Origin of the sequence: Arthrobacter sp. Alg241-R88, from assembly GCF_900537115.1 — a bacterium.
GTDB lineage: Bacteria > Actinomycetota > Actinomycetes > Actinomycetales > Micrococcaceae > Arthrobacter.
Genome location: NZ_UNRG01000009.1, coordinates 80,725 through 105,082, shown reverse-complemented (window position 1 = coordinate 105,082; position 24,358 = coordinate 80,725). Strand labels below are relative to the sequence as shown.

The following is a 24,358-nucleotide window of genomic DNA, read 5'->3' as shown; positions in this document are numbered from 1 at the left end:
CTAGGTGCAAAACCAGCGTAACAGCATTATGTCGGTTTCGCGCCTAAGTTTGTGAGTAATCTGCCTAACTCTCCCCCGAGGCGCCGTTCAGCTCAGCCCTGGTGGGCGGGTTGGCGCCGGGCCGTGACACCGTGACTGCTGCCGCCTTGGCAGCATGAGCCAGGAGTTCGGCCAAGCCCTCCGCGGGAAGTTCACGCAGGTCCTTGCGGTTCTGGGCGCCGTCCAGTCCGCGGTCCACCAGGCCGGAGAGCAGCGCCGCCATAAAGGAATCGCCGGCGCCGACGGTGTCTGCCACCTCAACCCGCGTGGCCTCAACCTGCGCCTCGCCCGCCCTGGTCACTCCCCATGGTCCGTCGGCTCCGCGGGTGACCACCACCATGGCCGGCCCTTCATTGCCGCCCAGGTCAAGCCAGCGGCGTGCTGCGTCCAGCACGTCCAGGTTCGGGTAGAGCCAGGCCAGGTCCTCGTCCGATGCCTTCACCACGTCCGCCAGGGACACAAACTTCTCCGCGTGGCGGCGCGCGTAATCCACATCCGTGATGATGCTGGGCCGGCAGTTGGGGTCGAAGCTGATGGTGGCGCGCGGGTGGGCGTATTCGACGGCGGCGAGGACATCCGTGGCGCCCGGCGCCAGCATCGTCGCGATCGAGCCGGTATGCAGCAGAGTGGTGCCCTGCAGCATAAAGGCAAGCCGGTCGGCGATGCCGGGGAGCTCCCAGGTGAGGTCGAACGTGTAGGTGGCGGCGCCGTCGTCGTCGATCAGGGCGGTGGCCACGCTGGTGGGCAACTCATCGGGGCCGAGCGGAAGCATCACGGAACTGGCGCGCAGGTGTGCAGCGACGGAGTCGCCGTACGCGTCCCGGCCATACCGGCCGATGAACTGCACGGGGTGGTCAAGGCGGGCCAGGCCCACCGCGACGTTCAGGGGGCTGCCACCCACATGCGCTTCAATTCCTGAGGCGCGCTGGACAACGTCAACAAGGCCTTCGCCAATAACAGTGAGCATGGTCATACTCTGCCAGAAGAGGCCGTTCGGCGGCGGTCCGTGACGTGGGCGGAACAGCCGCTTAGTGCAGGGCGCCGTCCGGCTCCATGGCCCGCCAGGCGTGGAAGGGGACGGTAAGGCCGGCCCTGGTGGGCGCACAGGTGAAGGGCCCGGCGCCGGCTTCCGCAGCCGGATCCAGCGGTACTACCCGGACCAGCTGGAGCGGCCCGCCGGCTGCCCCCGCCCGGATGGTTAGGGCATCACCGCTCCGGCTGACCCGGATGAGGACGCGGGATCCGCTCCACGCGGGCACCGGCGCCAGGGACCAGTCGGACTTCCCGTCGGTGACCACTGCCCCCAGCTGGCACGCGCCGTCCGCAAACTCGACGCCCGCTTTGATCCAGTGCCCAGCTGACACCCGCACAAAAACGCCGGCCTGGTCGAACTGCTCCGAAAATGCTGCAGTAAATTCCACCTCCACCGCCGATCCGTCCGGGAACGGCGCCAGCAGCGCATGCTCGCTGTCATGGATGAAGCCGTACGAGGTGGTCCGCCACGCATCACTGCCCTCCTTCGCTGTGACCAGCAGGTCCGTTCCGCGCTCGACGGCGGAAGCGGGCGGGTGCGTCCAGGTGCCTTGCAGCCAGGGAATGTCCATGGCCGCCACTGTACGGCAGGACAACCCGCCGCTTCTGTCCGCCGCCCGCTTAGCGCAGGAACTCCTGGACCAGTTCCCGGCACCTTAGGTATGCGGGTGCTTCGGGATCGATCAATGCGAAGTGGTCCCCGGGTACCGTGACCAGCTGAGCGGGAGTGGACCCGGTCCGGCTCGCCTCAACGTAGGACAAAGACATGCTGAGCGGCACGTCCTCGTCCTCCGTCGTGTGGATCGCGTAAACGGGAACGGTCAGGGGCAGCGCTGCCATCGGATCCGCGTACCGGTGACGGCCAGGAAAGTCCGACGACGGGCCGCCCAGCAGGTTGGCCACCGCACCGTTGCTGAGGTTGAGCCTTTCGGCTTCGGCCAGGTTGAGCACCCCGGACTGGCTCACCACCCCGGTGAGGCGGACGCCGTCAGTACTCGCGCAGGCCTCGAGGTGCTCGGCCTCCAGCCCCAGCTCGCCCAATCGGTCCCGCCCTGCCGCCCACACCGCCAGGTGCCCGCCTGCCGAATGGCCAAGCGCCACCACCCTGGTCAGGTCCAGGGAATGCGGGACCGCCAGCTCCTGCAGCTTGTCGATGCCGGCAAGCACGTCCTGGAATGTATTGGGCCAGCCGCCGCCGTTTCCCGCACGGCGGTACTCCAAGTTCCACGCCGCTAACCCGCGCCCGGCGAGGTCCCGGGCCAGCGGTTCCCCCAGCTCGGCCCCGTACCGCGAGCGCCAGTAGCCGCCGTGGATGACCACCACAACGCCGCGATGCTTCCCGCCGTCGGACAGCTCGGGAAGGAACAGCTCGCCCCACTGGCTGGGGTCATCGCCGTACTGGTACCGGTGCCGCTGGCCTGCTGCTTCGCTGATGGGGTCCTCCGTTGCTCTTTCTTGTGGCTGGCCGGTTCGCGGCACCCCTGCGCAGGCGGCGAGGCCGGCACCTGCCCCTAGGAGGAAGGTCCGACGACGGAAGCCAGTCATGAGCCGAGACTACCCGCCGTAAAGATTCAGAACACCGATGTTCGAGTAGTGAACTTTTGTGCGTGGCTTGAACATGGCTGTACTCTTGTCGACGGACGAGGGCATGCCGTGGATCACGTATGGCTGTGGCAGAACTCTCGTTCGATCGCGCTTCCCTTTTCCCAAATCAATGAGGATTCCATGACAACTTCCCCTTCCGCCCGCCCGTCCCGCTGGCCGGTGTGGCTCTGCTGGCTGGCCATGGTCCTGGACGGCTTTGACCTCGTGGTGCTCGGCACCGTCATTCCCACCTTGATCAAGACCGGCGAGCTTGGCTTTGACGCGGTGGGCGCTACTTTCGTCGCCACGATATCCCTCGTGGGCGTGGGCTTGGGAGCGCTCTTTATCGCCCCGCTCTCGGACCGCTTCGGGCGCCGGAACCTGCTGGTTGCGTGCGTGCTCTGGTTCTCGCTGCTTACCCTCGCTGTGGTGTGGGCGCCCAATGTTGCCGTTTTTGGGGCTCTCCGGCTTTTGGCCGGGGCCGGGCTTGGGGCATGCCTGCCGGCCGCCCTTGCCTACATGAACGACTATGCCCCTGCAGGTTCCGCCGGTAAGTCAACCACCCGCACCATGACCGGGTACCACGTCGGTGCGGTGGCCACAGCGTTCCTGGCGATGATCGTCATTCCTGACTGGCGCATCATGTTCGTGGTGGGCGGCGTTTCCGGCTTGGTCCTCCTGCCGTTCCTGTGGTTCAAGCTGCCCGAGACCCTGCCCGCCGCCCGGGCTGCCCGGACAGAGGAGCAGACCGGGTTCCGGAACCTGGTGAAGAAGCCCTACCCCCTGATTGCCGCGGCGATCGGTGCAGCGTCATTCATGGGACTGCTGCTGGTATATGGCCTGAACACCTGGCTTCCGCAGCTGATGGCTTCCGCCGGATACCCGGTCAGCGCAGGGCTTTCCCTGCTCCTTGTCTTGAACCTCGGCGCTGTTGCCGGACTCATCATCGCCGGCGTCCTGGCTGACAAGCACGGAACCAAACCCGTTGTGTTGCTGTGGTTTGGCCTTTCGGCGGTGTGCCTTGGCCTCTTGAGCATCAAGGTGGACAACGCGGTCCTGCTGAACGCCCTCGTCTTCGTCACGGGAGTGTTTGTCTTCAGTTCACAGGTCCTCGTTTACGCCTGGGTCAGCCAGTTGTTCCCGGCCCGCCTGCGCGCAACGGCACTCGGCTTCGCTGCCGGCGTGGGCCGCGTCGGCGCCATCGCAGGACCTGCTGTGACAGGCGGCCTAGTGGCCGCCGGCATCGCCTACCCGTGGGGTTTCTACGTCTTCGCAGCAGCGGGTGCCCTGGCCGTGGTTGCCCTCCTGGCGGTCCCGCACGCCATGGCTGCCGCTGGCACCAACGCAGGGCTCAGCAAAGACCTGTCCCGCAGTTGATCCGACCGGGTGGGGCCTTCCTCAAGGCCCCACCCGAGGGCGGCTATCTCCCGAGCAGCCGCGCCACGTCAGCCGCCTCCGGGTACGCAGCCTGCGTTCCCTTCCGGGTGGTGGCCAGGGCAGCAGCCAGCGAGGCAAAGGCAGCGGCGTCGGCGAGGGCATCGCCGGCGGCGAGCCGGACTGCAACGGCCCCAGTGAAGGCATCCCCCGCCCCGGTGGTGTCCACGGCTTTCACCTTCGTGGGCGCAATCCGGTCCACCTGCCGGCCCTCGGCGGCCAGCGAATCCAGCACCACCGAACCCTGCGAACCGAGCGTCACCAGGACCTGCCGGATCCCCCGCTCCACAAACCGCATCCGAACCTTGTCCCATTCCTCGCCCGCCGCCTCCGGGCCGGGAACGGCGGCGCCGTCGCCCAGGAACAGCGCGGCCTCGTGAGCGTTGACCAGCAGGACATCGGTGAGGGCAGTCAGCGGCTCCGGAACCTCACCGTACGGCGAGAGGTTCAGCAGAACTGTTGCGCCGGCGTCGTGCCCTGCCTGCGCCGCTGCCAGCACTGTCTCCATGCCGACTTCCAGGCAGAGGGAGACGACGGCGGCGTCGTCCAGAACGTCCGAGGCCTCCGCCACGTCCGCCGGCGAGAGCGTGCCGTTGGCACCGGCGGAGATGATGATGTTGTTCTCGCCGCTGGCGTCCACGGCGATGACCGCGACACCCGTGGGCTCATGCGACGCCCGGACATGCCCGACGTCGACCCCCGAGCCGGCCGCGGAGGAGAGCAGCATGTCGCCGTTGGGGTCCTCCCCCACCGCGCCGACAAGGCTGACGTTTCCGCCCAGCCGGCTCGCGGCGACCGCCTGGTTGGCGCTCTTGCCGCCCGGGTTCACGGCGAACCCGTTGCCATGAACGGTCTCACCCGGGAGCGGGAGGCGTTCGCAGTAGATGGTCAGGTCCGCGTTCAGGGAGCCAACAACGACGATCCGGCCGGTCTTTTCGGCAGCTGCGTTCATTCGGCAACCTCGGCTTCAACCGGCTTGGGGATCAGCAGCGAGGCAGCGAAGGCTGCCACAGTGAGGGCCAGGCCCACCACGATCACCGTGAGGTAGGAGGCCCTGGCGTCACCCAGGGCGGAGGTGGCCACCAGGACGGCGGGGAGCACCAGGAAGCTGAGGCCGGCGCCGAGGTTGAAGGCGCCGGCGTTCATGCCGGGCAGGAAGCCGGGGTTCCCCGCGGGCGAGAGAACAACGCCGAGTCCGTTGAGCATGATGTTGACCGTACCGGCGTACATGATGCCCAGCAAGACCGTGCCGGCGATCATCAGGGGCAGGCTGCCCAGGCCAAGGAACGCCATGATGGCCAGCGCCGCGATGCTGCCGAGGAGGCCGAGGCGCAGCACCTTGGTGTAGCCCAGCACGGGGGCGAGCTTCCCGCTCAGCGGCCCCACAATCCACCCCAGCAGGGCGTACGGGGTGAGGATGATCAGCGACATTTCGGTGGGCCCGATGCCGAAGCCGTCGGCCGCCTGGACGTAGGCGGGGACGATTCCGTTGATGACGGCGAAGATGCCGGTCATGGTCAGGGTGGTGGTCAGCAGCGGCGCCCAGGTGGAGCGCTGGCGCAGGTGCACGGTTTCCACCATCGGCTGCTTCGCCCGCTTCTCCACGGTCCAGAAGGCATAGAAGGCGACGGCGGACACCAGTACCAGCGCCAGGCTCAGCATCAGGGTGCCGGACGAGAAGGCGCCCACCAGCTTGGCGCCTTCGTTCAGGGCAGTCAGCAGCGCACCCACGGCAACAACGATGAAGAACACGCCAAGCCAGTCCATCCGCGTGCCGGCGGCCGGCTTGCTTTCGCCGGCCAGGCAGGCGATCAGTGCGGTGGCCACCAGTGCCAGCACCACCATGAGCCAGAAGATGCTGCGGAAGCCGAAGTGCTCGGCGAAGTAGCCGCCTACAAAGGAGTCGACGCCGGCCACGCCGCCGTTGACGGCCGTAATAAGGCCCATCAGCGTCCCGTACTTGCGGGGGTTGCTCACCGCGGAGCGCAGCATGATCAGGCACAGCGGCACGGTGGGGCCGCTGACTCCCTGGATGATGCGGCCCACAAAGAGCCAGGTGACGTCCGGGGCGAGGGCTGCGATGACCGATCCGACGGCCATGAGCAGCATCATGCCCACCAGGATCTTCTTGCGGCCCACAATGTCGCTCAGGCGGGGCAGGAACAGGGAGAACAGCGCGGCCGCGGTAAAGAACCATGTCTGCGAGAGGCCAATAACGGCCTGGTCCGTGTTGAGCTCCTCGCCCATGGTCACCAGGGCCGGGCTGAGCATGGAAGCGTTGAGCTGGAAGGCCACGCAGGCCGCCAGCAGGGCGACCATCAGTGCCGTGACGTTGCCGCGGGTTGCCTTGGTTTCGAAAATGGTGGCAGTCATTTACTTGACGCCTCCCGCGGTGAGGTGGGCAGGTACCCGGCGTTCGGCGTCGGCCGCGTTGGCGGTGCTGCCGCCCTCACCGCCGAGGGGCTCACCGATGGCGACCAGTGCGTCGGTGACGAGGTTCCAGAACCTCTCGTGGTCGAGGTCGACTGCGACGCTGGTGTGGCAGTCGGCAGGCGCCGGGGCACGGAAGTCCGCCACCGTCATGCCGAGCGTCAGGGTTCCCTGCAGCTCGATGTTTACCGGCACCTTGCGGGTGCTGACGATGGTGGGGTCAATGACATAGGCAACGGCGCAGGGATCATGGACCGGCGGGGAGTCGAAGCCCTGGGCGTCCTTGTAGGTATGGGCGAAGAAGTCCATCAGTTCCGTGACGAACTTCGCCGGCTTCGTGCCGATTGCCGCGATCTTTTCCACCACCTCCGGGGTGGCGAGCGCCTGGTGCGTCAGGTCAAGGCCCACCATGACCACCGGCCACTTTTCATTGAAGACGATATGGGCGGCTTCGGGATCGATGATGATGTTGAATTCGGCCACGGCACTCCAGTTGCCCACGTGGTAGCCGCCGCCCATCAGGACAACTTCCTTCACCCGTTCAACAATGCGCGGTTCCTTGCGTGCAGCCATGGCGATGTTGGTCAGGCCGGCGGTGGGCACCAGGGTGACGGTGCCCGGTTCGTGGGCCATCACGGTTTCGATGATGAGGTCGACGGCGTGCCGCGGGTCCAGCTCGATGGTGGACTCGGGGAGGGCGGGGCCGTCCATGCCGCTGTCGCCGTGGATGTCCGGGGCGGTTTCGATGCTGCGGACGAGGGGCCGCCCGCAGCCGGCGGCGAAGGGAACGCCGGTGATGCCGGCGATGGTGCCGACGGCCAGCGCGTTGCGGGTGACCTTTTCGAGGGTCTGGTTTCCCACCACCGTGGTGACGGCCAGCAGTTCGATGTCCGGGTTGCCGTGCGCGAGCAGCAACGCCACAGCGTCGTCATGCCCGGGGTCGCAGTCGAGAATGATTTTCTTGCGGCTTGGGGATTGCCCTCTGAAGGACTGGGCGGTGGGTTCCACGATGATCTCCACGTCATTGGGGCCCGCGCCGGGGGTATTAGCCGCAGCGCGGGGAGCGAAAGCGTTCAGGAGAGATCATGGCACCGTTAGCAGCATCACGTCAAACGCTTGACGTAGCTGCAGGTCAAGCGTTTGACGCCCGCAGTCCATTGGACTGCCGGCTCTCCTTTCGGTCCGCTTCCCGGAACGGCGTCCTACGGCTGGACAGTGCCGGCCAGCCCCACCTCCGGGTCGCCCTCAACGGCGTGATGTTCGTGCTTTTGGCGTGCTTCCTGAAGGTGGTGTTCCAACTTCTCCTCGGCGTCCCGCCGGCGCTGCCCGACGGTCCTCATCTGCTGGGTACTGGGTGCCGCGTGCGCATGCTGGTGGGGACCAAGATCGCGCGTGCCCCCTCCGCTTATATCGCTCATAAGGGCATCGTCCCACCTGGCGTCCCCCTAAGGAAGGGCTCCGTCAACCCACACTCCCCCTCCTCGCCGCGCGTTCGGTGAGTGCACTAAAGGTGCAGTATGATGCACTAATGGATAAAAGCACATCAGCCCTGGCGGCGGCGATCGGCAGCCGGGTCCGGCAGGAACGCCAGTCGCGGGGCTGGACCCTGGACCAGCTGGCAGAAGCCGCGGGAGTGAGCCGCCGCATGGTGGTCAACGTCGAACAGGGCGCTGCGAATCCCAGCGTGGGGACCCTGCTTCGAATCAGTGACGCCCTGGGCATCGGACTGCCGGCCCTGGTGGACTCACCGCAGCCCAGGCCCGTGACGGTCACCCGGAGCGGCGACGGCGCAGCCCTCTGGAGTTCTGCCTCCGGTGGCCGCGGTGTGCTGGTGGCCGGGACCGAGTCCCCCGACGTGGTTGAGCTGTGGGACTGGACCCTAACGCCCGGTGACCGGCACGAGAGCGAAGCCCACGCAGCCGGCACCAAGGAACTGCTCCAGGTCCGCCGGGGATCCGTCACGGTTGTGGTTGCCAGCGAAACCTTCGTCCTCGAGGCCGGTGACGCAGTCTCCTTCCCTGGCGACGTCGGGCACTCTTATGCCAACCCGGCCAACGAACCGGCCACGTTCTCGCTGGCGGTCTTCGAACCGGGCGTTGGCTCGGGGCACCGCCCGGAGGTTAACGCCACGGCCCCAACAACCACCGAAGGAAACTGACATGCTCAAGCGAAACGTTCCGGTACCGCCGTGGGGGCTGGCCGTCACCGCAATCCTCTCGGTCCAGCTGGGCTCAGCCCTCTCCGTAGGCCTGATCGAGGACGTGGGCCCGGCCGGCACCGCCTGGCTGCGCCTGAGCATGGGAGCGATCATCCTGCTCGCGATTGGCCGCCCGCCGCTGCGCTCCATCCGGCGTCCGGACGTGCTGCCGCTGCTCGGCCTCGGGATCACCACCGGCGTGATGACCATCGGGTTCCTCGCCGCGGTGGAGCACATCCCGCTCGGGACCGCCGTCGCCATTGAGTTTCTGGGCCCGCTGACGGTGGCCGCCATCCGCAGCCACAACCGGAAGGCCCTCGCCTGGCCTGCGCTGGCGCTGGTGGGCGTGGTCCTGCTGACCCAGCCCTGGCAGGGCGACTTCAACCTGACCGGTGTCGCGTTCGCCGCGCTGGCAGCCGTCGCCTGGGGCTTTTACATCCTCCTCACCCAGCGGATCGGCGACCGGTTTACCGGCATCGGCGCGCTCACCCTCACGGTGCCCATCGCCGCGGTGACGGCCGCCGTCGTCGGAATCCCGCAGGCCGCAGGCCACCTCAGCCTTGACATCCTTGCTGCCGCCGCCGGGCTGGCCATTCTGTTGCCCGTGCTGCCGTTCGCGCTGGAAATGCTGGCCCTGCGCAGGATGACACCCACGGCGTTTGGAACGCTGATGGCCCTCGAACCCGCCGTCGGCGTCCTCCTCGGACTGCTCATCCTGCACCAGCAGCCCTCCGCCATCCAAGTGGCGGGAATCCTGCTGGTGGTCCTGGCCGGCGCCGCGGCGCAGCGCGGTGGCAGCCGCCGTTCGTCCAAAAAACAGGCAGCCAGCCCCGCCGACCTCGACTTTGTAGGTTGAGCCGATGTTCACTGGCTTGAGCGCCTTTCCCCTCACCCCGCTGGCACATGATGCCGTGGACGAGGCTTCGTTCGTCCGCCTGGTGGAACGGCTGAGGGAGGACGGCGTTGATTCCATCACGGCGCTCGGTTCCACCGGTTCCTACGCGTACCTGAGCGGGGAGGAGCGGAGCCGTGTTGCCCGGCTGGCGGTGGAGCATGCCGGTTCCACCCCGGTGATTGTGGGGATCGGGGCGCTGCGGACGTCGCAGGTGCTCGCCAACGCGGAGAACGCCGAGCGGGCCGGCGCTTCCGGCCTGCTGCTTGCGCCGATGACGTATCAACCGCTGACAGAAGACGACGTGTTTGAACTCTTCCGGACGGTCACGGCGCACACATCGCTGCCCGTCGTCGTATACGACAACCCGGGGACCACCCACTTCACGTTCAGCACCGAGCTCTACGGGCGGATTGCCGCGCTGCCGCGGATCGCGTCCATCAAGATGCCGGGTTTACCGGGCGCCCCGAAGCATGCAGCGGCCCGGCTCCAGGAGATCCGTGCTGTTGTCCCGGCATCCGTGACCATCGGCGTCTCCGGTGATGCACACGCCGCCGCCGGGCTGGCGGCCGGGTGCGATGCCTGGTACTCCGTCATCGGCGGCATTTTGCCCGGCCTTGCTGTGGGACTCACCAGGGCGGCACAGGAGGGCCGGTTCGCCGACGCCTTGGCCGAGTCCGGGCGGCTTGCGCCGCTGTGGAACCTGTTTGCCGAATTTGGCGGGAGCATCAGGGTGGTCGCCGCCGTCGCGGAGCAGCTTGGACTGGCGCCGGAGGCCTGCCTGCCCCTGCCGATCCAGGGGCTGAGCGGGGACCAACGCCGCCGGGTGGCAGGGGTCATCAAGGAACTGGGCCTCGACGGGTAGTGCTGTCCCCCGGCTGACCTGAAGCTGGCCCATCGCCTACTACGATCAAAGTATGGAATTCGCGGAACAGTCGCACCAGCCCGCGCGTTCGCGGCGGATCACGGCGGCGATGGTCGCTGCCCGTGCCGGCGTCTCCACCGCCACCGTCTCGCTGGTGGCCAACGGCAAGACTGCCGGCCGTGTTTCCGAGGACAACGTTTCCAGGGTCCGCGAGGCCATCGCTGAACTCGGCTACGTGGTGGACGGCATCGGCAGTTCCCTCGCCAAAGGCGTGAGCTCGATCGTGATCCTGGTGGCGCCGGACATCTCCAACCCGTTCTTCGCCAAGGTGATCGCCGGCGTGCGGGAGTCCCTGGGTTCGCAGTACCAGCTGCTGTTGTCGGTCACCGAGGCGGGCGAGTTCCCTCAGGCCGACGACGTCCGGCGGCTGATGTCCCTGCGTCCGGCCGGGCTGCTGGTGGATGCGCCCAGCGCCGGCTTCCTCGAAGACCTCGCGTCGCCGTCGCCGCTTGTCCTGCTGGACGCTCCCGGGCTGGAGGCGTACGCGCCGTCGGTGAACCTGGACGTGGCCAGCGGAGCGCGGGAACTCGCGGCGCACCTTGCGGACGCCGGGCACAAGGAGGCGGCGTACGTGGACAGCGTCACCGGCACGGAAACCTTCGCCCTGCGGCGGAAAGCCTTCCTGGAGGAGGCGGCCGCCCGCGGCATCAGCGTTGGGCCGGACCGCATCATCAGCACCACCATCGACGTCGGCACGGCGGCCGCCGCGTTCGCCTCCGCCTGGCCGGGGTGGCAGCGCGAGGGGGTGACCGCCGTCGTCTGCGGTACCGATACCCACGCCTACGGCGTGCTGCAGGAGGCGCGCGTGGCAGGGGTGCGGATACCCGAGGAGCTGGCGGTGGCCGGCTTTGATGACCTCCCCTATTCGGCCACGAGCAATCCCGGCCTCACCAGCGTCCATCTGCCCGCCACTTCGCTGGGCCTGAAGGCCGGGGAGCAGCTGCGCCGCCTGATGGAGGGGAAGGCGCTGGAGCAGACCGGGGCCACGCTGGAGAGTTCGCTCGTGGTGCGCGGATCCACTGTTGCCGCGGAACGCTGACGGTTCCAGCCGCCGTCGTTCTGTCTGTGCCCGGCCGTAAGCTGGGACTATGCCGAGTAACTGGGACAGCCTGGACCCTAGCCTGCGCGAATCTGTACAGCAGAACGTGGAGATCTATGAGCGCGTCCGGCCTGCCCTGAAACTGGTAACGCGGGATGTCCTGCTGCTGATGCGGGACATGCTGAAGGACAGCGAGGTCACCCCGCTGTTCGTCACCGGGCGCACCAAAACGGTGGAATCGTTCAAGGAGAAGATCTCCCGGATCGAGGAGCCGCTGGAGCCGGGCGGCCCGCCGGTGCTGAAGTTCCCGGACCCGTTCCGGACGCTGAATGACATGGTAGGCATCAGGGTGATCACCAAGCTGCCGGCCGAGAATGCCGCCGTGGCCAACATCATCAAGCGGCAGCGGCAGCTGTTCGACTGCCGTGGGGACCGGGAGAAGGACATCGGCTCCATCGAGTCCGGCACCTACGGCTATTCCAGCCGGCACCTGATCCTGCGGACCATCCAGAACGAGGCCGTCAAAGAGTACCAGCAGGTCTTCAACCCGGATGCCCAGCCCAACGGCAGCTACTTCTTTGAATGCCAGATCCGCACGATTTTTGCGCATGCCTGGAGTGAGATCGAGCACGACATCCGGTTCAAGGCCGAGGACCCGCGCGCCTGGACCCCGCACTTCGACAGGCAGTTCACCGCCACCGCGGCGATGCTGGAAACGGTGGAAACGGCCTTCGCGGACCTGCACGAACGGTACGAGGAAGTGCGCAGCTTCTGGGACACCGAGGGCGAGGGCGCGGCGCCGCTGACACCCAACCGGATCCGCGACGTGTGGCGCACCCTGCTCCCGCACGTGGACCGCAAGGTGGATGACGACTGGGGCTGGGCCGCGGAGCTCCTCGCCGCACACGGACTTAACCAGACCATGCAGCTCGCCGGGCTGCTGAGCGCCAACCGCATCACCGAAGTCCGCAAGGCCCTGGACCACCGCTACTCCCCCGGTCCGGACCGGCTGCTCGATGACCTGCTGCTGTGGCAGTACGGCACCAAACACATTGACCTCACCGCCGAAGCTGCCGACGCCGTCCCGCACCCGCGGCGCGACAGCCTCCTGCGGCGGCTCAAACAGATCGAGCGGTACCGGCTGACGAAGGCGTAGGGCTACTCCCCAAGCGGGAAGCGGACGTGTAGAGCAGCAATAACCGTAGCGGCGTCCTGGGGATTGGCGGGGTCGAAGCCGGTGAGCTGCTCGAAGCGGGCAAGCCGGTTCAGTACCGTGTTCCGATGGCAGTACAGCTCAGCGGCAGTTTCGGACACTGACCCGGAGTGAAGGTACGCCTGGATCGTCTCGGTGAGCCGGTCCCTCTCATGTGCGCTAATGACGGCGAGCGGCCCCAGCACGGCGTCCGCCAGGACGGTTCCGTATTCTCCGAGCCGAGTGGCGGCAACAGGCCCCCAGGCATCCCGCAGTGTATGCCGGCCCGGCCGGTCTGACGTCACGACCGGTAAGGATTCCACCGCGATTCGAAGCATCCGGGGCACCTCAGCCAATGACTGGGCGGGAGGGGCCACAAAGCAGTCCAGCGGGGCGAGCCAGGGACGTGTTCCCTCCGGTTGCCGTCCCGTCCGCGCGGGAACGTCCTCAAGAATGAGGATCAGCGCTCCGTCGCGCTCGTGCAGGAACTGCTCGGCGCCGGCGCGCAGGACTCCGGCCCGGAATGCCTCTTGCGCATGTCCCGCCGCAACAGCAACGATGAAGTTGCTCTCCGCCTTCACCCCGAGTGCACGGGCGGCCTGGCCCAGCAAGTGCGGATCCTTTCCGTCCGAGGTGAGGAGCCGCGACAGGAGAAACGCACGCCGCGTCTCCTTTTCCTGTGCCATGGTGGCTAGTTCGTTGAGGTAACCCGCATGCACGCGGATGGTGTGGTATTCGACTGCTTCCCAGACACGTACCGCGTCCTTGGTGAAGTTTGGCAAAAACTCAGCAGGAACCTTCTCCAGCATCGCGGTCCAGAGCACCCGGAAGTCCATCCGTACCGCACGCAGGAGGGACTCGAGCGGCAGGCCCTGCTGGGCGCGGCGGTGACCAAGCGCTTCGGAGATCCCGGCAAGCCGGCTGGGGATTGGAAGATTGCCAACCAGCCGCAGCAATAGTTCCATCGACGCGACCGCTGTCTCCTCCAGGTCCTGGTCGACCACCAGCGAGCCCGCGTAATCGTCTATTTTCCGCACCTCAAGCAGGTACTCGTGCGCGATCCGGTCGATGTCAGTCAGGCAGTCTGCCACGACTTCCGACACCACCGACCGTGCGGCCGGCCCACGGGGCGCAGGAAGGGCGTCCGCGGAGGCTTCGCTGGGCATATGCCCATTCTAGGACCGGACTGCACTGTGTTCATCCATTGTTTACGCGAGTGATCCGGACCACCATTGAATGAACCGGTTCTGTGCGGCTGCGCCCTCTAGCCAAGAAAGACGTGCTCGACGACATGCTTGATCTGAAACTTGTCAACGCCAGCATTTATACAATGGCTGATGCCGCTCCCACGGCCCGCGCAATGGGAGTGCTGCATGGGCGGATTGTCGGGTTCGACCACGACATCCTTCACCTCCCCGCAAAGCGCACGCTCGACTGCGCCAGTGCCGTCGTCGTCCCCGGATTTGGCGATTCCCACAATCACATGGCGTGGTTTGGACAGTCCCTTGCTGAGCTGGATCTGTCGGGGTGCCGGACCCTTGACGAAGTGTACGACGCCGTTACCCGGTTCGCGCTCGACCTTCCCGAAGACGCGTGGGTAGTTGGATCCGGCTACGACGACACCGTGATGGGCGGCCACCCACACCGCACCGGCCTCGATCAGTCGGCGGCCGGCCGTCCGGTTTGGCTCAAGCACCGCTCCGGGCATATGTGTGCCGTAAACACCGAGGTGCTTGAACGCACTGGCATTGTGGATGGATCAGTGGCCGCGCCTGAGGGCGGCAAGATCGTCCGGGATGCCGATGGACCGACCGGGCTGCTCGAGGAACAGGCCCAAAAGCTCGTCACCGCACTGGTGGTCCCCTACCCTGTAACGGATCTTACGGACGCCATCGGCGCGGCGAGTGCGGTGTACGCGTCCGAAGGCCTGACGCACGTGGTGGAGGCAGGCATTGGTTCCGGCTGGATCGGCCGCTCGCCCGTCGAACTCGCCGCCTATGTGGAAGCCCGGCGGCGCGGTGTGCTGAAGACCCGCGTCCAGCTGATGGCCGCCAGCGACGCGCTGCACCCGCTACAGTCCAATTCCGCAGACGGGATCACCTTTGGCCTGGACCTTGGCATCGCCTCGGGATTTGGCGACGACCACGTGCGGCTCGGTGCCATGAAAATCTTCATTGATGGCTCCCTGATCGGCCGCACTGCTGCCGTGACTGAGCCCTTCTGCGATCACGGCCACGGAACCGGCAGCTTTCAGCTCTCCCTCGAGGAGCTGACACAACGCATCGTGGACGCCCACTGTTCGGGCTGGAACGTCGCCGCGCACGCAATCGGAGACGCCGCCGTCGACCTCGCCTTGGACGCCTTCGCTGCCGCGCAGCAAAAGCTGCCACGACCTGACGCACGGCATCGCATCGAGCACGCCGGCATGGTGCGCCCTGACCAGCTTTCCCGGTTCGCGTCCCTGCGGATCACGCCGGTTCCGCAGCCGCACTTCCTGTTTGAGGTCGGCGATACCATGGCGGCAGCCGTCGGTACCGAGCGGGAACCATGGGTGTACCGCCACAAGTCCTTCCTCGACCTCGGGGTCCGGGTTCCCGGCAGCTCCGACCGCCCGGTGGCGTCCGGGGCGCCCCTGCTCGGTATGCAGTCAATGGTGACCCGCCGTACCTCCGGCGGAACAACGCTGGGCCCCCAGGAACGCGTGGATGCCGAGACGGCCCTCCGGGCGTACACGGTCGACGCCGCCTGGACGGCTGGCGAGGAGGACCGGCGGGGCACGCTGGAATCCGGCAAACTTGCCGACTTCGTCGTCCTCTCAGCCCACCCGGCAGAGGTGCCGCCTGACGAGATCGGCGAAATCACCGTGTTGGCCACCGTGCTTGAGGGCAGCTGCGTCTTCGGCCAGGACTACCTGAATGAGCTTCTGGCCACCCATCACACCACCGTGCAATCCCCGTCCCACCTTGAGAGGCAGAAAGGCTGATCATGCAACCACATGACACAACACAGGGAGACGAAGCTGCCGTACCAGCTGTCAGCGGAGCCGATGCGGGCAAAATCGCCCGCGCGGCCTTCGTCGGCACTGCCCTCGAATGGTACGACTACTTCCTCTTCGGCACCGCTGCAGCCATTGTCTTCAACCGGTTGTTCTTCACGTCGCTGGACCCTACGGCCGCAACGCTGGCAGCGTTCGCCACGTTCGGCGTCGGCTTCGCTGCCCGGCCGCTTGGCGCAGTTTTGTTCGGCTACATCGGTGACCGTATGGGCCGCCGCCCGGCGCTGCTGATCACCATTGTCGCGATTGGCGTGGCTACTGGCCTTATCGGCGTCCTGCCCGATTTCGGCACCATCGGCCTCGCAGCCCCCATCATGCTTGCCATCCTGCGCCTGGTGCAGGGCCTTGCAGTCGGGGGTGAATGGGGCGGCGCCATGACCATCGCGATCGAACACGCCCCGATCGAGAAGCGCGGGCGGTATGCCGCGCTGGTGCAGGTCGGCTCGCCGGTCGGTACGCTGATGTCCTCCGGAGCCTTTGCACTGGTACTGCTGATGCCGTCCGAGACGTTTGATTCCTGGGGCTGGCGCCTGCCGTTCCTGGCAGCGTTCCCGCTGCTGCTGGTTGCCCTGTACATCCGGTTGAAGGTCGAGGAATCACCGATTTTCCGGGAACTGGTCAAGCTGGAGGAACGCGCGAAGATTCCGGCGCTAGATGTGTTCCGCCAGGCCTGGGGCCGCTTGATCGTTGCGATCGCTGCCGCTTTCCTCGGCGTGGGCGGGTTCTACATCATGACCACCTTCGTCATCAGCTACGGCACCGCGAACCTTGGTTTGGAGCGCGGACTCATGGTCAACGCAACCCTGATTGCCGCCGTCGTGCAGATCGGAGTCATCCTGGTCATTGGCCGTATCAGTGAGAAAGTCGGACCGGGACGGATGACCTTTATCGGCGGCCTGGTGACTGCAGCCGCAGCATTCCCGCTCTTCTGGATGATCGATTCCCGCAACCCGTTCGCCGTCGTCCTCGCCGTTACTCTCGGCATTGCTCTGCTTTCCGTGGCCTACTCGGTCACAGGAGCCCTGCTGACCGAGATGTTCCCGCCCCAGCTCCGCTACAGCGGTGTCGCTTTGGGCTATAACCTGGCCGGTGCCTTGAGCGGATTCCTGCCGCTGATCGCCGTCGCCCTGCTCGGCGTTTCGGGTGGAGCGTCCTGGACGGCTTCCCTGCTGCTGATTGTCGTATCGCTGATTACTGCTGCCGGCGGATTCTTCGGCGAGCGCCTCCGCGTCAAGGACAAAGCGATCGTACGGTAGGGAGTGCCATGCTGAACCCGGAAACAGCGCGCCGGATCACCGACGCCGTGGATGCAGCTTTTGACCGCCAGCTTGAATTCACCGCGGAACTGATCCGGCATCCCTCGCTGAGGGCAGCGGAGGCCAGCGCCCAGGACCTCATGTTCGCTGAGCTTGAATCCCGCGGGCTGTCCATGGACCGCTGGACGCTCGACGGCGAAGCCCTCGCTTCGCATGTTGGCTACGGTCCCAGCACGGTGCCCTTCGAGGACCTCACCAACGTGGTGGGCACCTACACTCCCCTGGCGGAAAAGGGCCGGTCATTGATCCTGAACGGGCACATCGACGTGGTTCCCACCGGCCCCGAGGAGACGTGGGAACGCAGCCCCTGGGATGCCGCGGTGAAGGACGGCTGGATGTATGGACGCGGCGCCGGCGATATGAAGGCCGGGCTCGCCGCCAACCTCTTCGCGTTCGACGCCATCCGGGCCGCCGGGCTGGCTCCGGCATCAACCATCCACATTCAGTCTGTCGTGGAGGAGGAGTGCACGGGCAACGGGTCGCTGGCTGCGCTCCAGCGCGGCTACACGGCGGATGCCGTCATCATCCCGGAGCCGGAAGAGAACATGCTGGTGCGGGCAAACGTGGGGGTGATCTGGTTCCGCGTGCGTGTTTCCGGCAAACCAACCCATGTGCGGGAAATGGCGTCGGGCTTCAACGCCATCGACGCCGCTTACACCGTCATGGGTGCATTGCGGGAACTCGAAGCCACGTGGAACGCCGATAAGGGCAGCCACCCGTACTTCGAGGACGTTGACCACCCGATCAACGTCAATATCGGCATGATTTCCGGGGGCGACTGGCCCTCAAGCGTGCCGTCCTGGTGTGAGTTCGACGTTCGTGCCGCTCTGTATCCGGGGATCTCGGCCTCCGACGCATGGGACGAGATCCAGGAGTGCCTCCGCACCAGCGGAGCCGGGGCATCGGTGTCGGCCGAACGGACGGGCTTCTTCTCGGAGGGCTACGTCCTGGAGGAGGGATCGGACGCCGAGGCGGTGCTGGCCTCTGCGCACCGCGAGGTGTTCGGTTCTGCGTTGCAGAGCTTCACGACGCCCGGTTATCTGGATGGCCGGGTCTTCACCCTGTATGCAGGGATCCCGGCGCTGGTTTACGGGCCGGTGTCTGAGGCGATTCACGGGTTCGATGAGCGTGTGGACATCGAGTCGGTACGTCAGGTGACCAAGACCATCGCCCTGTTCATCGCCGACTGGTGCGGCGTGACCGAGGCAGCGTAATCCTTTCTTTCCGTGCGCGGAAGGCGCCCGGCCATTGGCCGGGCGCCTTCTTCCTTATGTGGATGTCTACCGCGCGTCAAGCTCCCCGAGGCAGAGGCTGCGGACGACGTCGGTGAGCACGTGCAGCCCGCTGACGATGTCCTGGTCAGTGGTGTACTCGTGCTCGTTGTGGGAGATGCCCTCAACTGACGGGACAAACAGCATCACCGTGGGAACGACGTCCTTCAGGTTGGTGGAGTCGTGTCCGGCCAGGGTTTTGATCCGCGAGTAGGTTAGTCCGCGATCTGCCGCCATCTTCTCAGCGAGCGCCACTCCTTCCGGCTGGTAGGGGGTGACAGGCCAGCAGTGGGATCCGGTCTTGCTGATCTCCACCCGGGCCGCCGCTTCGATCTGGCCGATGCGGTCATGGAGGATCCGGTCGGCCTCGGCAAGCAGTTCCTCGTCCGCGGACCTCAGGTCAAGGAGCAGGGTAACCAGCGAAGGTACAACGACGGGCGAGTTGGGAGAAACGTCGAGCTGGCCCACCGAGGTGTGGACGGCGCCATCTGGAAAGTGGTCTGCAATTTCCCTCGCGGCGACCACGAGCATCGACGCACCAAGGAGGGCGTCGTGCCGGTCGGCGATGATGGTCGAGCCGGTGTGCGACTGTTCTCCGCGGACCTCAAACTGGTACTTATTGGCCGCCCAGTTGGAGTCGACAACGCCGATCGTGATGCCATCGCGTTCCATGCTTCGCCCCTGTTGGATGTGGATTTCGGCGGCGTAGGCGGCTTTCGGCCCGGTGCCCTCGCCGAGTGCGGCGGTGGCTTCCAGCGCCTCCCGGACGCTGATGCCTGCCGCGTCCGTGATAGCGAGGACGTGCTCGGGCGCCGCCTTTCCGGTGTAGACGGAGCTGCCCATCATTGACGGCTTAAAGCGGGAACCTTCCTCGTTAAACCAATTCACGACGGCCAGGTTGTACCGGGGAATTATCCCGTCTGCATGCCATTCCTCTGCGAGGAGGAACGCGGCGTGGGCGGCGGCGAGGACACCGTAAGCGCCGTCGTAGCGTCCGGCTGTCGGCTGGGAATCGAGGTGGGACCCTACCAGCACGTAGGGTGCACCGGGATTCAGTTCCAGCAAACCAAACTGGTTGCCGACCTGGTCGAAGGATACGTCGAACCCCTTGTCCCGAAGGATGCCGGACAGCCAGGCCCGCTGCTCCCCGTCTGCAGGTGAACCCGCCTGACGCTCGACTCCCCCGCCGGCGGTGGCGCCAAAAGTGTTCAGGGTGGCGAAGTCTTGCAGGAACAAGGCGTCGGTTCCAGTGAACTTGGAGGGATCGGGTTGGGGCACGGCACCATTGCTCATGATTGCTAGTCCTTTGTGGCTTGATCGGTGGTTTAACAATCGTTGCAGGACAGCGTGATGCAAGCACTGGCTTCGGACAACCAATTCAATTGCCTGAATTGTGGTTCTGCCCATCGGCCGGGGATCTCCGGAACGTCACCTGGATTGGTTTCCAACAGCCGGTTGCTGGGTTGCCGGTATACGACGTCGGAAATGGCCGCTTCCCCGCCGTGTCCGTAGCGTCACCGGTCTTCGACGCGCAGGGAACGCACTCCGAGGGCAACGCTCTCTCACTTGACGCGCCTTTTCCGGCAACGCTCTTGCACTGCTCCGCCTTCCCTACCCGCCGAACAGCGGTGAAAGGGAAGTCCAGAACTGGCGGATGCCCAGGACGACAAACAGCAGGGCGCACACTCCCAGCGCAATGTTGGAGTGCAGCTTGTTGGCCCAGGCCTTGGGAATCCGGCTGCCGTTGAGCAGGCCGAGCAGGGTCAGCGCCAGGAACGGCATAAACAGCGAACCCAAAGCGCCGTAGAGCAGGATCAGGCCGATGGGTTGGCCCAGGGCGAAGAGGATCATGGGCGGGAACGTGAGCCACAGAATGTAGAACTTGAAGTATTTGCCGCCCACCCGGGTATCAGGGTGTCCGGATTCCTTGCCCCGCATATTGCCCCAGAAGTCGGCGAACATCAGCGAAACGCCATTCCAGACGCCGATGATGGAGGAGAAGGAAGCGGCCCAGAAACCGACGAGGAACCCCGTTCCCACCACGTCGCCGTACTCCGCTTTCAGGACATCGTAGAGATCCAGCAGCCCTTCATCGCTTGCACTGAGGGAAACACCGGCGGAGCGGACAACCTCGGCGCCGACGATGAGCATGGCGATCACGAAGATCCCGGTCATGACGTAGGCCATGGAGTTATCGATCCGCATGACCTTCATCCACTTGGGGGTGTACCAGCCCTTTTCGCGGAGCCAGTATCCATAGGCGGCGAGCGTGATGGTTCCACCCACGCCGCCGGCCAGGGCGAGCGTGTAGAAGATGCCGCCGTCGGTCGAGGGAATCATCGGGATCAGGCCGGTGAGCATTTCCGGGATGTTTGGGGCGGCAATGATGGCCAGGCCCACTACGGTCACGAACATCATGCCCACCAGCACGGCAGTGATCTTCTCGAAGGTGGCGTACTTGCCCCACCACACCATCGCGAAACCGGCCAGACCCATCAGGATGGCCCACGCCCACAGCGGCAGGACCGGGAACACGGCCGCGAGTGGCAGGGCGGCGGAGGACATGGCAGTTGCTCCGTAGACGAAGCCCCAGATCATGATGTAGGGCCCGAAGTACCAGGTGGTCCACTTGCCGAGGGAACGCCATCCCTCGAAGATCGTCTTTCCGGTTGCCAGCGTGTAGCGTCCGGCGCCTTCAACGAGGATGATCTTCAGGACCACGCCAACGATGACAGCCCAGAACAGGCCGTAACCGTACCGGGAACCCGCCACCAGAGTGGCCACCATGTCAGCAGCGCCCACGCCGGTGGCTGCGACCACCAGGCCGGGCCCGATGATGCGCCATTTGGCGGGGCGGCCGCCGTCGTCATCAATCCGGTCGGCGTGGCCTGCCTTTGAAGCAAGCTGCTCCTGCGCGGCCGCTGCCGGCCTGTTCGTTGGGCTGGTGCTGTCCATGGCGCCGTCGCTCATGACCCCTCCTCGGTGTGGGCTGGTAGACAAAGAACTCCTGCCAACCTATGCGCCAGTGGCGTCACCACCAAGGCAACCCGCCCCGGAAGTCATAAGTAGCCTGTCAGTCGTCCTTCGCGCCTGTTTGCCGATGAGTGAGCTTGTCCAGGAGCCGATCCACCATGCCAACGCCCGGTCCCACCGTCTTATGGAACAGCTCCGAATGCGGTGCGCTTGGATGCGGCCTGGTGGGTGCCAGCTTTTTCGCTTTCTCTACTTTTTGCCCCAGATCAACCAGTTTTTCGCGGGGAATGTGCAGGCGGAGCTTCGGGAACTGCTCGGTCTCCTCGTCGCCGGCGTGGTGGGTCAGTTGCGCCTCGAGTTCCTGCACCAGTTCCATGAAGTTCTGGTCGGCCGGCTCCACCTTTTCCAGCCGCTTCATGAGCTTGACGATCTCGTCGTGCTCCTTTTTGTCGTGTTCGACTTCCTCTTTCCCGTTGGGTACGTGGTCCTCAATGGCGGGGTAGACGTACATCTCCTCGGCAACGGCATGACGCATTATTTCCGCAATCAGGGTGTCCGCGAGATCTCGGCGCTGCCTTGCGTCGGGCGTGCTGTGGATCTGCCCGATCAGTGCAATCATCTCCTGGTGGTCGCTGGTCAGGATGTCCACGACGTCCACGTTCGTTCCGGCGGAATTGGTATCACTCATGAGCTGGCCTCCTCCTGGATCGCTTCCGGTAAGCGACGTAAGAGGGTCAAAATACCATGCGGCAATAACACGATCCATAGGGAAAAATCCGCTGGGCCGCCAGGCACAGGTGCACGAGGCGCAGCAAAATGAAACCAGGGCCAGCAAGGCACCCCAGCCGGCCTGACCGCCGTCGCGCGCATCAGGCCCGGAGCCTAAACACAGCTCAAACGCAGCGGAAAGACCCGCCTAGCGTGCGTTGAGGAGGTGTTCGATGGCGAGCTGGTTGAGGCGGACGAAGGCGAAGGAGCGTTCGGCTGCTTTGTCGGCGTCGAAGTCTTCGAACGCGGTGGTGTCGTTGAGCAGGTCGGTGGCGGTTTCGCCGGCGGTGAGGGTGGTTTCGCCGAGTTCGAAGACGCCGGAGGCGGCGAGGGCTTCCTGGACCTGGGGGTCGGCGCGGAACGCGGTGGCGCGTTCTTTCAGGAGCAGGTACATGGCCATGTTGGCTTTGGCCGATTCCCAGACGCCGTCGTAGCCGTCGGTGCGGGARGGCTTGTAGTCGAAGTGCCGCGGGCCCTCGTAGCGGGGGCCGCCGTTGGGGAAGCCGTTTTCGAGCAGGTCCACGGTGAAGAACGCGCTGGTGAGGTCGCCGTGGCCGAAGACGAGGTCCTGGTCGTACTTGATGCCGCGCTGGCCGTTGAGGTCGATGTGGAACAGCTTGCCGGCCCACAGGGCCTGGGCGATSCCGTGGGTGAAGTTCAGCCCGGCCATCTGCTCGTGCCCGGTTTCGGGGTTCAGGCCCACGATGTCGCCGTGTTCGAGCTGGGCGATGAACGCCAGGCCGTGCCCGACGGTGGGCAGGAARATATCGCCGCGGGGTTCGTTGGGCTTGGGCTCCAGGGCGATCCGCAGGTTGTAGCCCTTGTCCTTRATGTACGCGGCGRCGGTGTCCACGCCCTCACGCATCCGGTCCAGGGCCGCGGAGAGGTCCTTGGACCCGTCGTAYTCGCTGCCCTCACGCCCGCCCCACATCACAAACGTTTCGGCGCCGAACTCGGCGGCGGAATCGATGTTCCGCAGGACCTTGGACAGGGCRAAGCGGCGGATGGAACGGTCGTTGGAGGTGAACCCGCCGTCCTTGAAYACCGGGTGGCTGAACAGGTTGGTGGTCACCATCGGGACCTTCARCCCGGTCTCGGCCAGGGCCGCCTTGAAGTTCTTCAGGATCAGCTCCCGCTCCGAGGCCGTGGCCTCAAACGGGACCAGGTCATTGTCATGGAAAGTAATGCCGTACGCGCCCAGCTCCGCGAGCCGGTGCACCGCCTCCACCGGATCCAGCGCCGCACGGGTSGCAACACCGAACGGGTCAGCACCGGTCCAGCCAACAGTCCAAAGACCAAAAGTGAACTTGTCAGAAGGGGTCGGGGAAAGAGTCATGATGCGTCCTTGCAGTCAAAGAGTATGGCCGGAACAGCCAATTAGTTTATGAATTGAACTATATTGTTGCGGCAGCGGTGCCGTCAAGGGCGCGGGTGACGGATTGCGCCTGGCGAGGAGGTCAGCCGCGGCGGGCAGGCCGGTCGAAGCGCCAGCCTTCGGACTGCAGTTCCGAAATGACCTGGTCCACCGCTTCCACCGTCTGGCTCCTGTCCCCGCCACCGTCGTGCAGGAGCACCACTCCTCCTGGCGTGACGCCATCCCTGATGCGGCGAACCAGTTCTGCGGTTCCCGGCGGATCCCAGTCACCCACCACCGTGGCCCAGCCAAGGGGCTGCATGCCCATGCTTGCGGCGACCTCGGGAGTTTGTCCCCAGCTTCCGTAGGGAGCGCGGAAGTAGTTGATTTTCGCCTCTGGAACGGCCTCGCGGATAACCGCACTCGTCTCTTCAAGATCCGCCCTGATGGCCTCAGCGCTCCAGCCGCCCATGTTGTCGTGATGCATCGTGTGGTTGCAGAGCAGGTGGCCCGCGTCCGCGATTTGGCGGACGATCTCCGGGTGCTGCTTCACGTGGTCTCCCCAGAGGCAGAAGGTGGCCTTGACGTGGTGCTTCTCCAGCACGGCCAACAGCTTTGGGGTGTTGACGGGATCGGGACCGTCGTCGAAAGTCAGGCTTAGGTACTTGCCCTCGTGCCTGGTCGAATCGACGATCGCGGGGGTGGCCTGGTCGGCCTGGGCAGGAGCGGCGCCCGCAAGGCCTGCCGGGACGGCAGCACCAAGTGCCACAACGGTGGCAGCGAAAGGCAGCGCCGCCTTACGCAGAAATGACGGGCGGCGAAGTGGGAAGTTCATGTCTACCTCATCGGAGTCACGG

General features: G+C 65.7%; 22 protein-coding genes. 9 read left to right on the top strand and 13 right to left on the bottom strand.

Annotated features, from left to right (window positions below):
* Positions 1-64: 64 nt before the first annotated feature.
* The 3 genes from G6R19_RS17010 to G6R19_RS17000 form a co-directional block, all read right to left on the bottom strand.
* Positions 65-1,006 carry a carbohydrate kinase gene (locus tag G6R19_RS17010; protein WP_163167101.1) on the bottom strand — a complete coding sequence of 314 codons (942 nt, stop codon included), beginning with the start codon at positions 1,004-1,006 and terminating at the stop codon, positions 65-67.
* Between the two features lie 61 nt (positions 1,007-1,067).
* Positions 1,068-1,643, bottom strand: a complete 576-nt coding sequence (locus tag G6R19_RS17005; protein WP_163167099.1) for a DUF1349 domain-containing protein — start codon at positions 1,641-1,643, stop codon at positions 1,068-1,070.
* 49 nt (positions 1,644-1,692) lie between these two features.
* Positions 1,693-2,616, bottom strand: a complete 924-nt coding sequence (locus G6R19_RS17000; RefSeq protein WP_163167097.1) for an alpha/beta hydrolase — start codon at positions 2,614-2,616, stop codon at positions 1,693-1,695.
* Between the two features lie 180 nt (positions 2,617-2,796).
* Here G6R19_RS17000 and G6R19_RS16995 point away from each other — a divergent pair, with 180 nt between their 5' ends.
* Entirely contained in the window at positions 2,797-4,032 is a 1,236-nt protein-coding gene (locus tag G6R19_RS16995; protein WP_163167095.1) for an aromatic acid/H+ symport family MFS transporter, read from the top strand.
* Positions 4,033-4,075: 43 nt separating this feature from the next.
* On the opposite strand, the gene G6R19_RS16990 is transcribed toward G6R19_RS16995, so the two are convergent.
* The 4 genes from G6R19_RS16990 to G6R19_RS16975 form a co-directional block, all read right to left on the bottom strand.
* On the bottom strand, positions 4,076-5,041 hold the full coding sequence (locus G6R19_RS16990; RefSeq protein WP_163167093.1) for a ribokinase: 966 nt from the start codon (positions 5,039-5,041) through the stop codon (positions 4,076-4,078).
* The gene (locus G6R19_RS16985; protein ID WP_163167091.1) at positions 5,038-6,462 is read right to left on the bottom strand and encodes an MFS transporter; all 1,425 of its coding nucleotides are present in this window, start codon (positions 6,460-6,462) and stop codon (positions 5,038-5,040) included. The genes G6R19_RS16990 and G6R19_RS16985 overlap by 4 nt, the downstream gene beginning before the upstream one ends.
* Complete coding sequence (locus G6R19_RS16980) at positions 6,463-7,527, bottom strand: nucleoside hydrolase (RefSeq protein WP_163167089.1); 1,065 nt, start codon at positions 7,525-7,527, stop codon at positions 6,463-6,465.
* 194 nt (positions 7,528-7,721) lie between these two features.
* Positions 7,722-7,937 (bottom strand): hypothetical protein, encoded by a 216-nt coding sequence (locus G6R19_RS16975; RefSeq protein WP_163166947.1) that lies wholly within the window; start codon positions 7,935-7,937, stop codon positions 7,722-7,724.
* A 110-nt stretch (positions 7,938-8,047) separates the two neighbouring features.
* Between G6R19_RS16975 and G6R19_RS16970 the strand changes: the two genes are divergently transcribed.
* Genes G6R19_RS16970 through G6R19_RS16950 form a run of 5 tightly spaced genes read left to right on the top strand, consistent with a single transcriptional unit; the run spans position 8,048 to position 12,728 of the window.
* Entirely contained in the window at positions 8,048-8,677 is a 630-nt protein-coding gene (locus G6R19_RS16970) for an XRE family transcriptional regulator (protein WP_163167086.1), read from the top strand.
* 1 nt (position 8,678) lies between these two features.
* The gene (locus G6R19_RS16965) at positions 8,679-9,572 is read left to right on the top strand and encodes an EamA family transporter (protein WP_163167084.1); all 894 of its coding nucleotides are present in this window, start codon (positions 8,679-8,681) and stop codon (positions 9,570-9,572) included.
* A gap of 4 nt (positions 9,573-9,576) precedes the next feature.
* Positions 9,577-10,473 (top strand): dihydrodipicolinate synthase family protein, encoded by an 897-nt coding sequence (locus G6R19_RS16960; protein ID WP_163167082.1) that lies wholly within the window; start codon positions 9,577-9,579, stop codon positions 10,471-10,473.
* A gap of 52 nt (positions 10,474-10,525) precedes the next feature.
* Complete coding sequence (locus tag G6R19_RS16955; protein WP_163167080.1) at positions 10,526-11,572, top strand: LacI family DNA-binding transcriptional regulator; 1,047 nt, start codon at positions 10,526-10,528, stop codon at positions 11,570-11,572.
* A gap of 49 nt (positions 11,573-11,621) precedes the next feature.
* Complete coding sequence (locus G6R19_RS16950; RefSeq protein WP_163167078.1) at positions 11,622-12,728, top strand: (p)ppGpp synthetase; 1,107 nt, start codon at positions 11,622-11,624, stop codon at positions 12,726-12,728.
* A gap of 2 nt (positions 12,729-12,730) precedes the next feature.
* Here G6R19_RS16950 and G6R19_RS16945 read toward each other — a convergent pair whose 3' ends face one another.
* Positions 12,731-13,930 (bottom strand): PucR family transcriptional regulator, encoded by a 1,200-nt coding sequence (locus tag G6R19_RS16945; protein ID WP_163167076.1) that lies wholly within the window; start codon positions 13,928-13,930, stop codon positions 12,731-12,733.
* A 164-nt stretch (positions 13,931-14,094) separates the two neighbouring features.
* On the opposite strand from G6R19_RS16945, the gene G6R19_RS16940 reads away from it, so the two are divergent.
* The 3 genes from G6R19_RS16940 to G6R19_RS16930 are packed head-to-tail and all read left to right on the top strand — an operon-like array spanning position 14,095 to position 18,349.
* Positions 14,095-15,747 (top strand): amidohydrolase, encoded by a 1,653-nt coding sequence (locus tag G6R19_RS16940; protein ID WP_240341932.1) that lies wholly within the window; start codon positions 14,095-14,097, stop codon positions 15,745-15,747.
* A 2-nt stretch (positions 15,748-15,749) separates the two neighbouring features.
* The gene (locus G6R19_RS16935) at positions 15,750-17,075 is read left to right on the top strand and encodes an MFS transporter (protein WP_163167072.1); all 1,326 of its coding nucleotides are present in this window, start codon (positions 15,750-15,752) and stop codon (positions 17,073-17,075) included.
* Positions 17,076-17,083: 8 nt separating this feature from the next.
* Positions 17,084-18,349 (top strand): ArgE/DapE family deacylase, encoded by a 1,266-nt coding sequence (locus tag G6R19_RS16930; protein ID WP_163167070.1) that lies wholly within the window; start codon positions 17,084-17,086, stop codon positions 18,347-18,349.
* A 66-nt stretch (positions 18,350-18,415) separates the two neighbouring features.
* On the opposite strand, the gene G6R19_RS16925 is transcribed toward G6R19_RS16930, so the two are convergent.
* The 5 genes from G6R19_RS16925 to G6R19_RS16905 form a co-directional block, all read right to left on the bottom strand.
* Complete coding sequence (locus tag G6R19_RS16925; RefSeq protein ID WP_163167068.1) at positions 18,416-19,699, bottom strand: M20 family metallo-hydrolase; 1,284 nt, start codon at positions 19,697-19,699, stop codon at positions 18,416-18,418.
* Positions 19,700-20,017: 318 nt separating this feature from the next.
* Positions 20,018-21,376 carry an Nramp family divalent metal transporter gene (locus G6R19_RS16920; protein WP_240341931.1) on the bottom strand — a complete coding sequence of 453 codons (1,359 nt, stop codon included), beginning with the start codon at positions 21,374-21,376 and terminating at the stop codon, positions 20,018-20,020.
* A 103-nt stretch (positions 21,377-21,479) separates the two neighbouring features.
* The gene (locus G6R19_RS16915) at positions 21,480-22,067 is read right to left on the bottom strand and encodes a hemerythrin domain-containing protein (protein ID WP_163167066.1); all 588 of its coding nucleotides are present in this window, start codon (positions 22,065-22,067) and stop codon (positions 21,480-21,482) included.
* Positions 22,068-22,295: 228 nt separating this feature from the next.
* Positions 22,296-23,483: a xylose isomerase gene (xylA, locus tag G6R19_RS16910; protein ID WP_163167064.1), complete on the bottom strand. Its 1,188-nt coding sequence runs from the start codon at positions 23,481-23,483 to the stop codon at positions 22,296-22,298.
* A 121-nt stretch (positions 23,484-23,604) separates the two neighbouring features.
* Positions 23,605-24,336, bottom strand: coding sequence for a polysaccharide deacetylase family protein (locus tag G6R19_RS16905; protein ID WP_163167062.1), 732 nt, complete (start codon positions 24,334-24,336; stop codon positions 23,605-23,607).
* Positions 24,337-24,358: the final 22 nt, after the last annotated feature.

What these genes read in the sequence shown, in the direction of transcription:
- G6R19_RS16925 (WP_163167068.1), bottom strand. Translation starts at nt 19,699, where the DNA reads ATGAGCAATGGTGCCGTGCCCCAACCCGATCCCTCCAAGTTCACTGGA.
- G6R19_RS16940 (WP_240341932.1), top strand. Translation starts at nt 14,095, where the DNA reads ATGGCTGATGCCGCTCCCACGGCCCGCGCAATGGGAGTGCTGCATGGG.
- G6R19_RS16990 (WP_163167093.1), bottom strand. Translation starts at nt 5,041, where the DNA reads ATGAACGCAGCTGCCGAAAAGACCGGCCGGATCGTCGTTGTTGGCTCC.
- G6R19_RS17010 (WP_163167101.1), bottom strand. Translation starts at nt 1,006, where the DNA reads ATGCTCACTGTTATTGGCGAAGGCCTTGTTGACGTTGTCCAGCGCGCC.
- G6R19_RS16975 (WP_163166947.1), bottom strand. Translation starts at nt 7,937, where the DNA reads ATGAGCGATATAAGCGGAGGGGGCACGCGCGATCTTGGTCCCCACCAG.
- G6R19_RS16995 (WP_163167095.1), top strand. Translation starts at nt 2,797, where the DNA reads ATGACAACTTCCCCTTCCGCCCGCCCGTCCCGCTGGCCGGTGTGGCTC.
- G6R19_RS16915 (WP_163167066.1), bottom strand. Translation starts at nt 22,067, where the DNA reads ATGAGTGATACCAATTCCGCCGGAACGAACGTGGACGTCGTGGACATC.
- G6R19_RS16945 (WP_163167076.1), bottom strand. Translation starts at nt 13,930, where the DNA reads ATGCCCAGCGAAGCCTCCGCGGACGCCCTTCCTGCGCCCCGTGGGCCG.
- G6R19_RS16905 (WP_163167062.1), bottom strand. Translation starts at nt 24,336, where the DNA reads ATGAACTTCCCACTTCGCCGCCCGTCATTTCTGCGTAAGGCGGCGCTG.
- G6R19_RS17005 (WP_163167099.1), bottom strand. Translation starts at nt 1,643, where the DNA reads ATGGACATTCCCTGGCTGCAAGGCACCTGGACGCACCCGCCCGCTTCC.
- G6R19_RS16935 (WP_163167072.1), top strand. Translation starts at nt 15,750, where the DNA reads ATGCAACCACATGACACAACACAGGGAGACGAAGCTGCCGTACCAGCT.
- G6R19_RS16960 (WP_163167082.1), top strand. Translation starts at nt 9,577, where the DNA reads ATGTTCACTGGCTTGAGCGCCTTTCCCCTCACCCCGCTGGCACATGAT.
- G6R19_RS16965 (WP_163167084.1), top strand. Translation starts at nt 8,679, where the DNA reads ATGCTCAAGCGAAACGTTCCGGTACCGCCGTGGGGGCTGGCCGTCACC.
- G6R19_RS17000 (WP_163167097.1), bottom strand. Translation starts at nt 2,616, where the DNA reads ATGACTGGCTTCCGTCGTCGGACCTTCCTCCTAGGGGCAGGTGCCGGC.
- G6R19_RS16920 (WP_240341931.1), bottom strand. Translation starts at nt 21,376, where the DNA reads ATGAGCGACGGCGCCATGGACAGCACCAGCCCAACGAACAGGCCGGCA.
- G6R19_RS16970 (WP_163167086.1), top strand. Translation starts at nt 8,048, where the DNA reads ATGGATAAAAGCACATCAGCCCTGGCGGCGGCGATCGGCAGCCGGGTC.
- G6R19_RS16955 (WP_163167080.1), top strand. Translation starts at nt 10,526, where the DNA reads ATGGAATTCGCGGAACAGTCGCACCAGCCCGCGCGTTCGCGGCGGATC.
- G6R19_RS16930 (WP_163167070.1), top strand. Translation starts at nt 17,084, where the DNA reads ATGCTGAACCCGGAAACAGCGCGCCGGATCACCGACGCCGTGGATGCA.
- G6R19_RS16985 (WP_163167091.1), bottom strand. Translation starts at nt 6,462, where the DNA reads ATGACTGCCACCATTTTCGAAACCAAGGCAACCCGCGGCAACGTCACG.
- G6R19_RS16950 (WP_163167078.1), top strand. Translation starts at nt 11,622, where the DNA reads ATGCCGAGTAACTGGGACAGCCTGGACCCTAGCCTGCGCGAATCTGTA.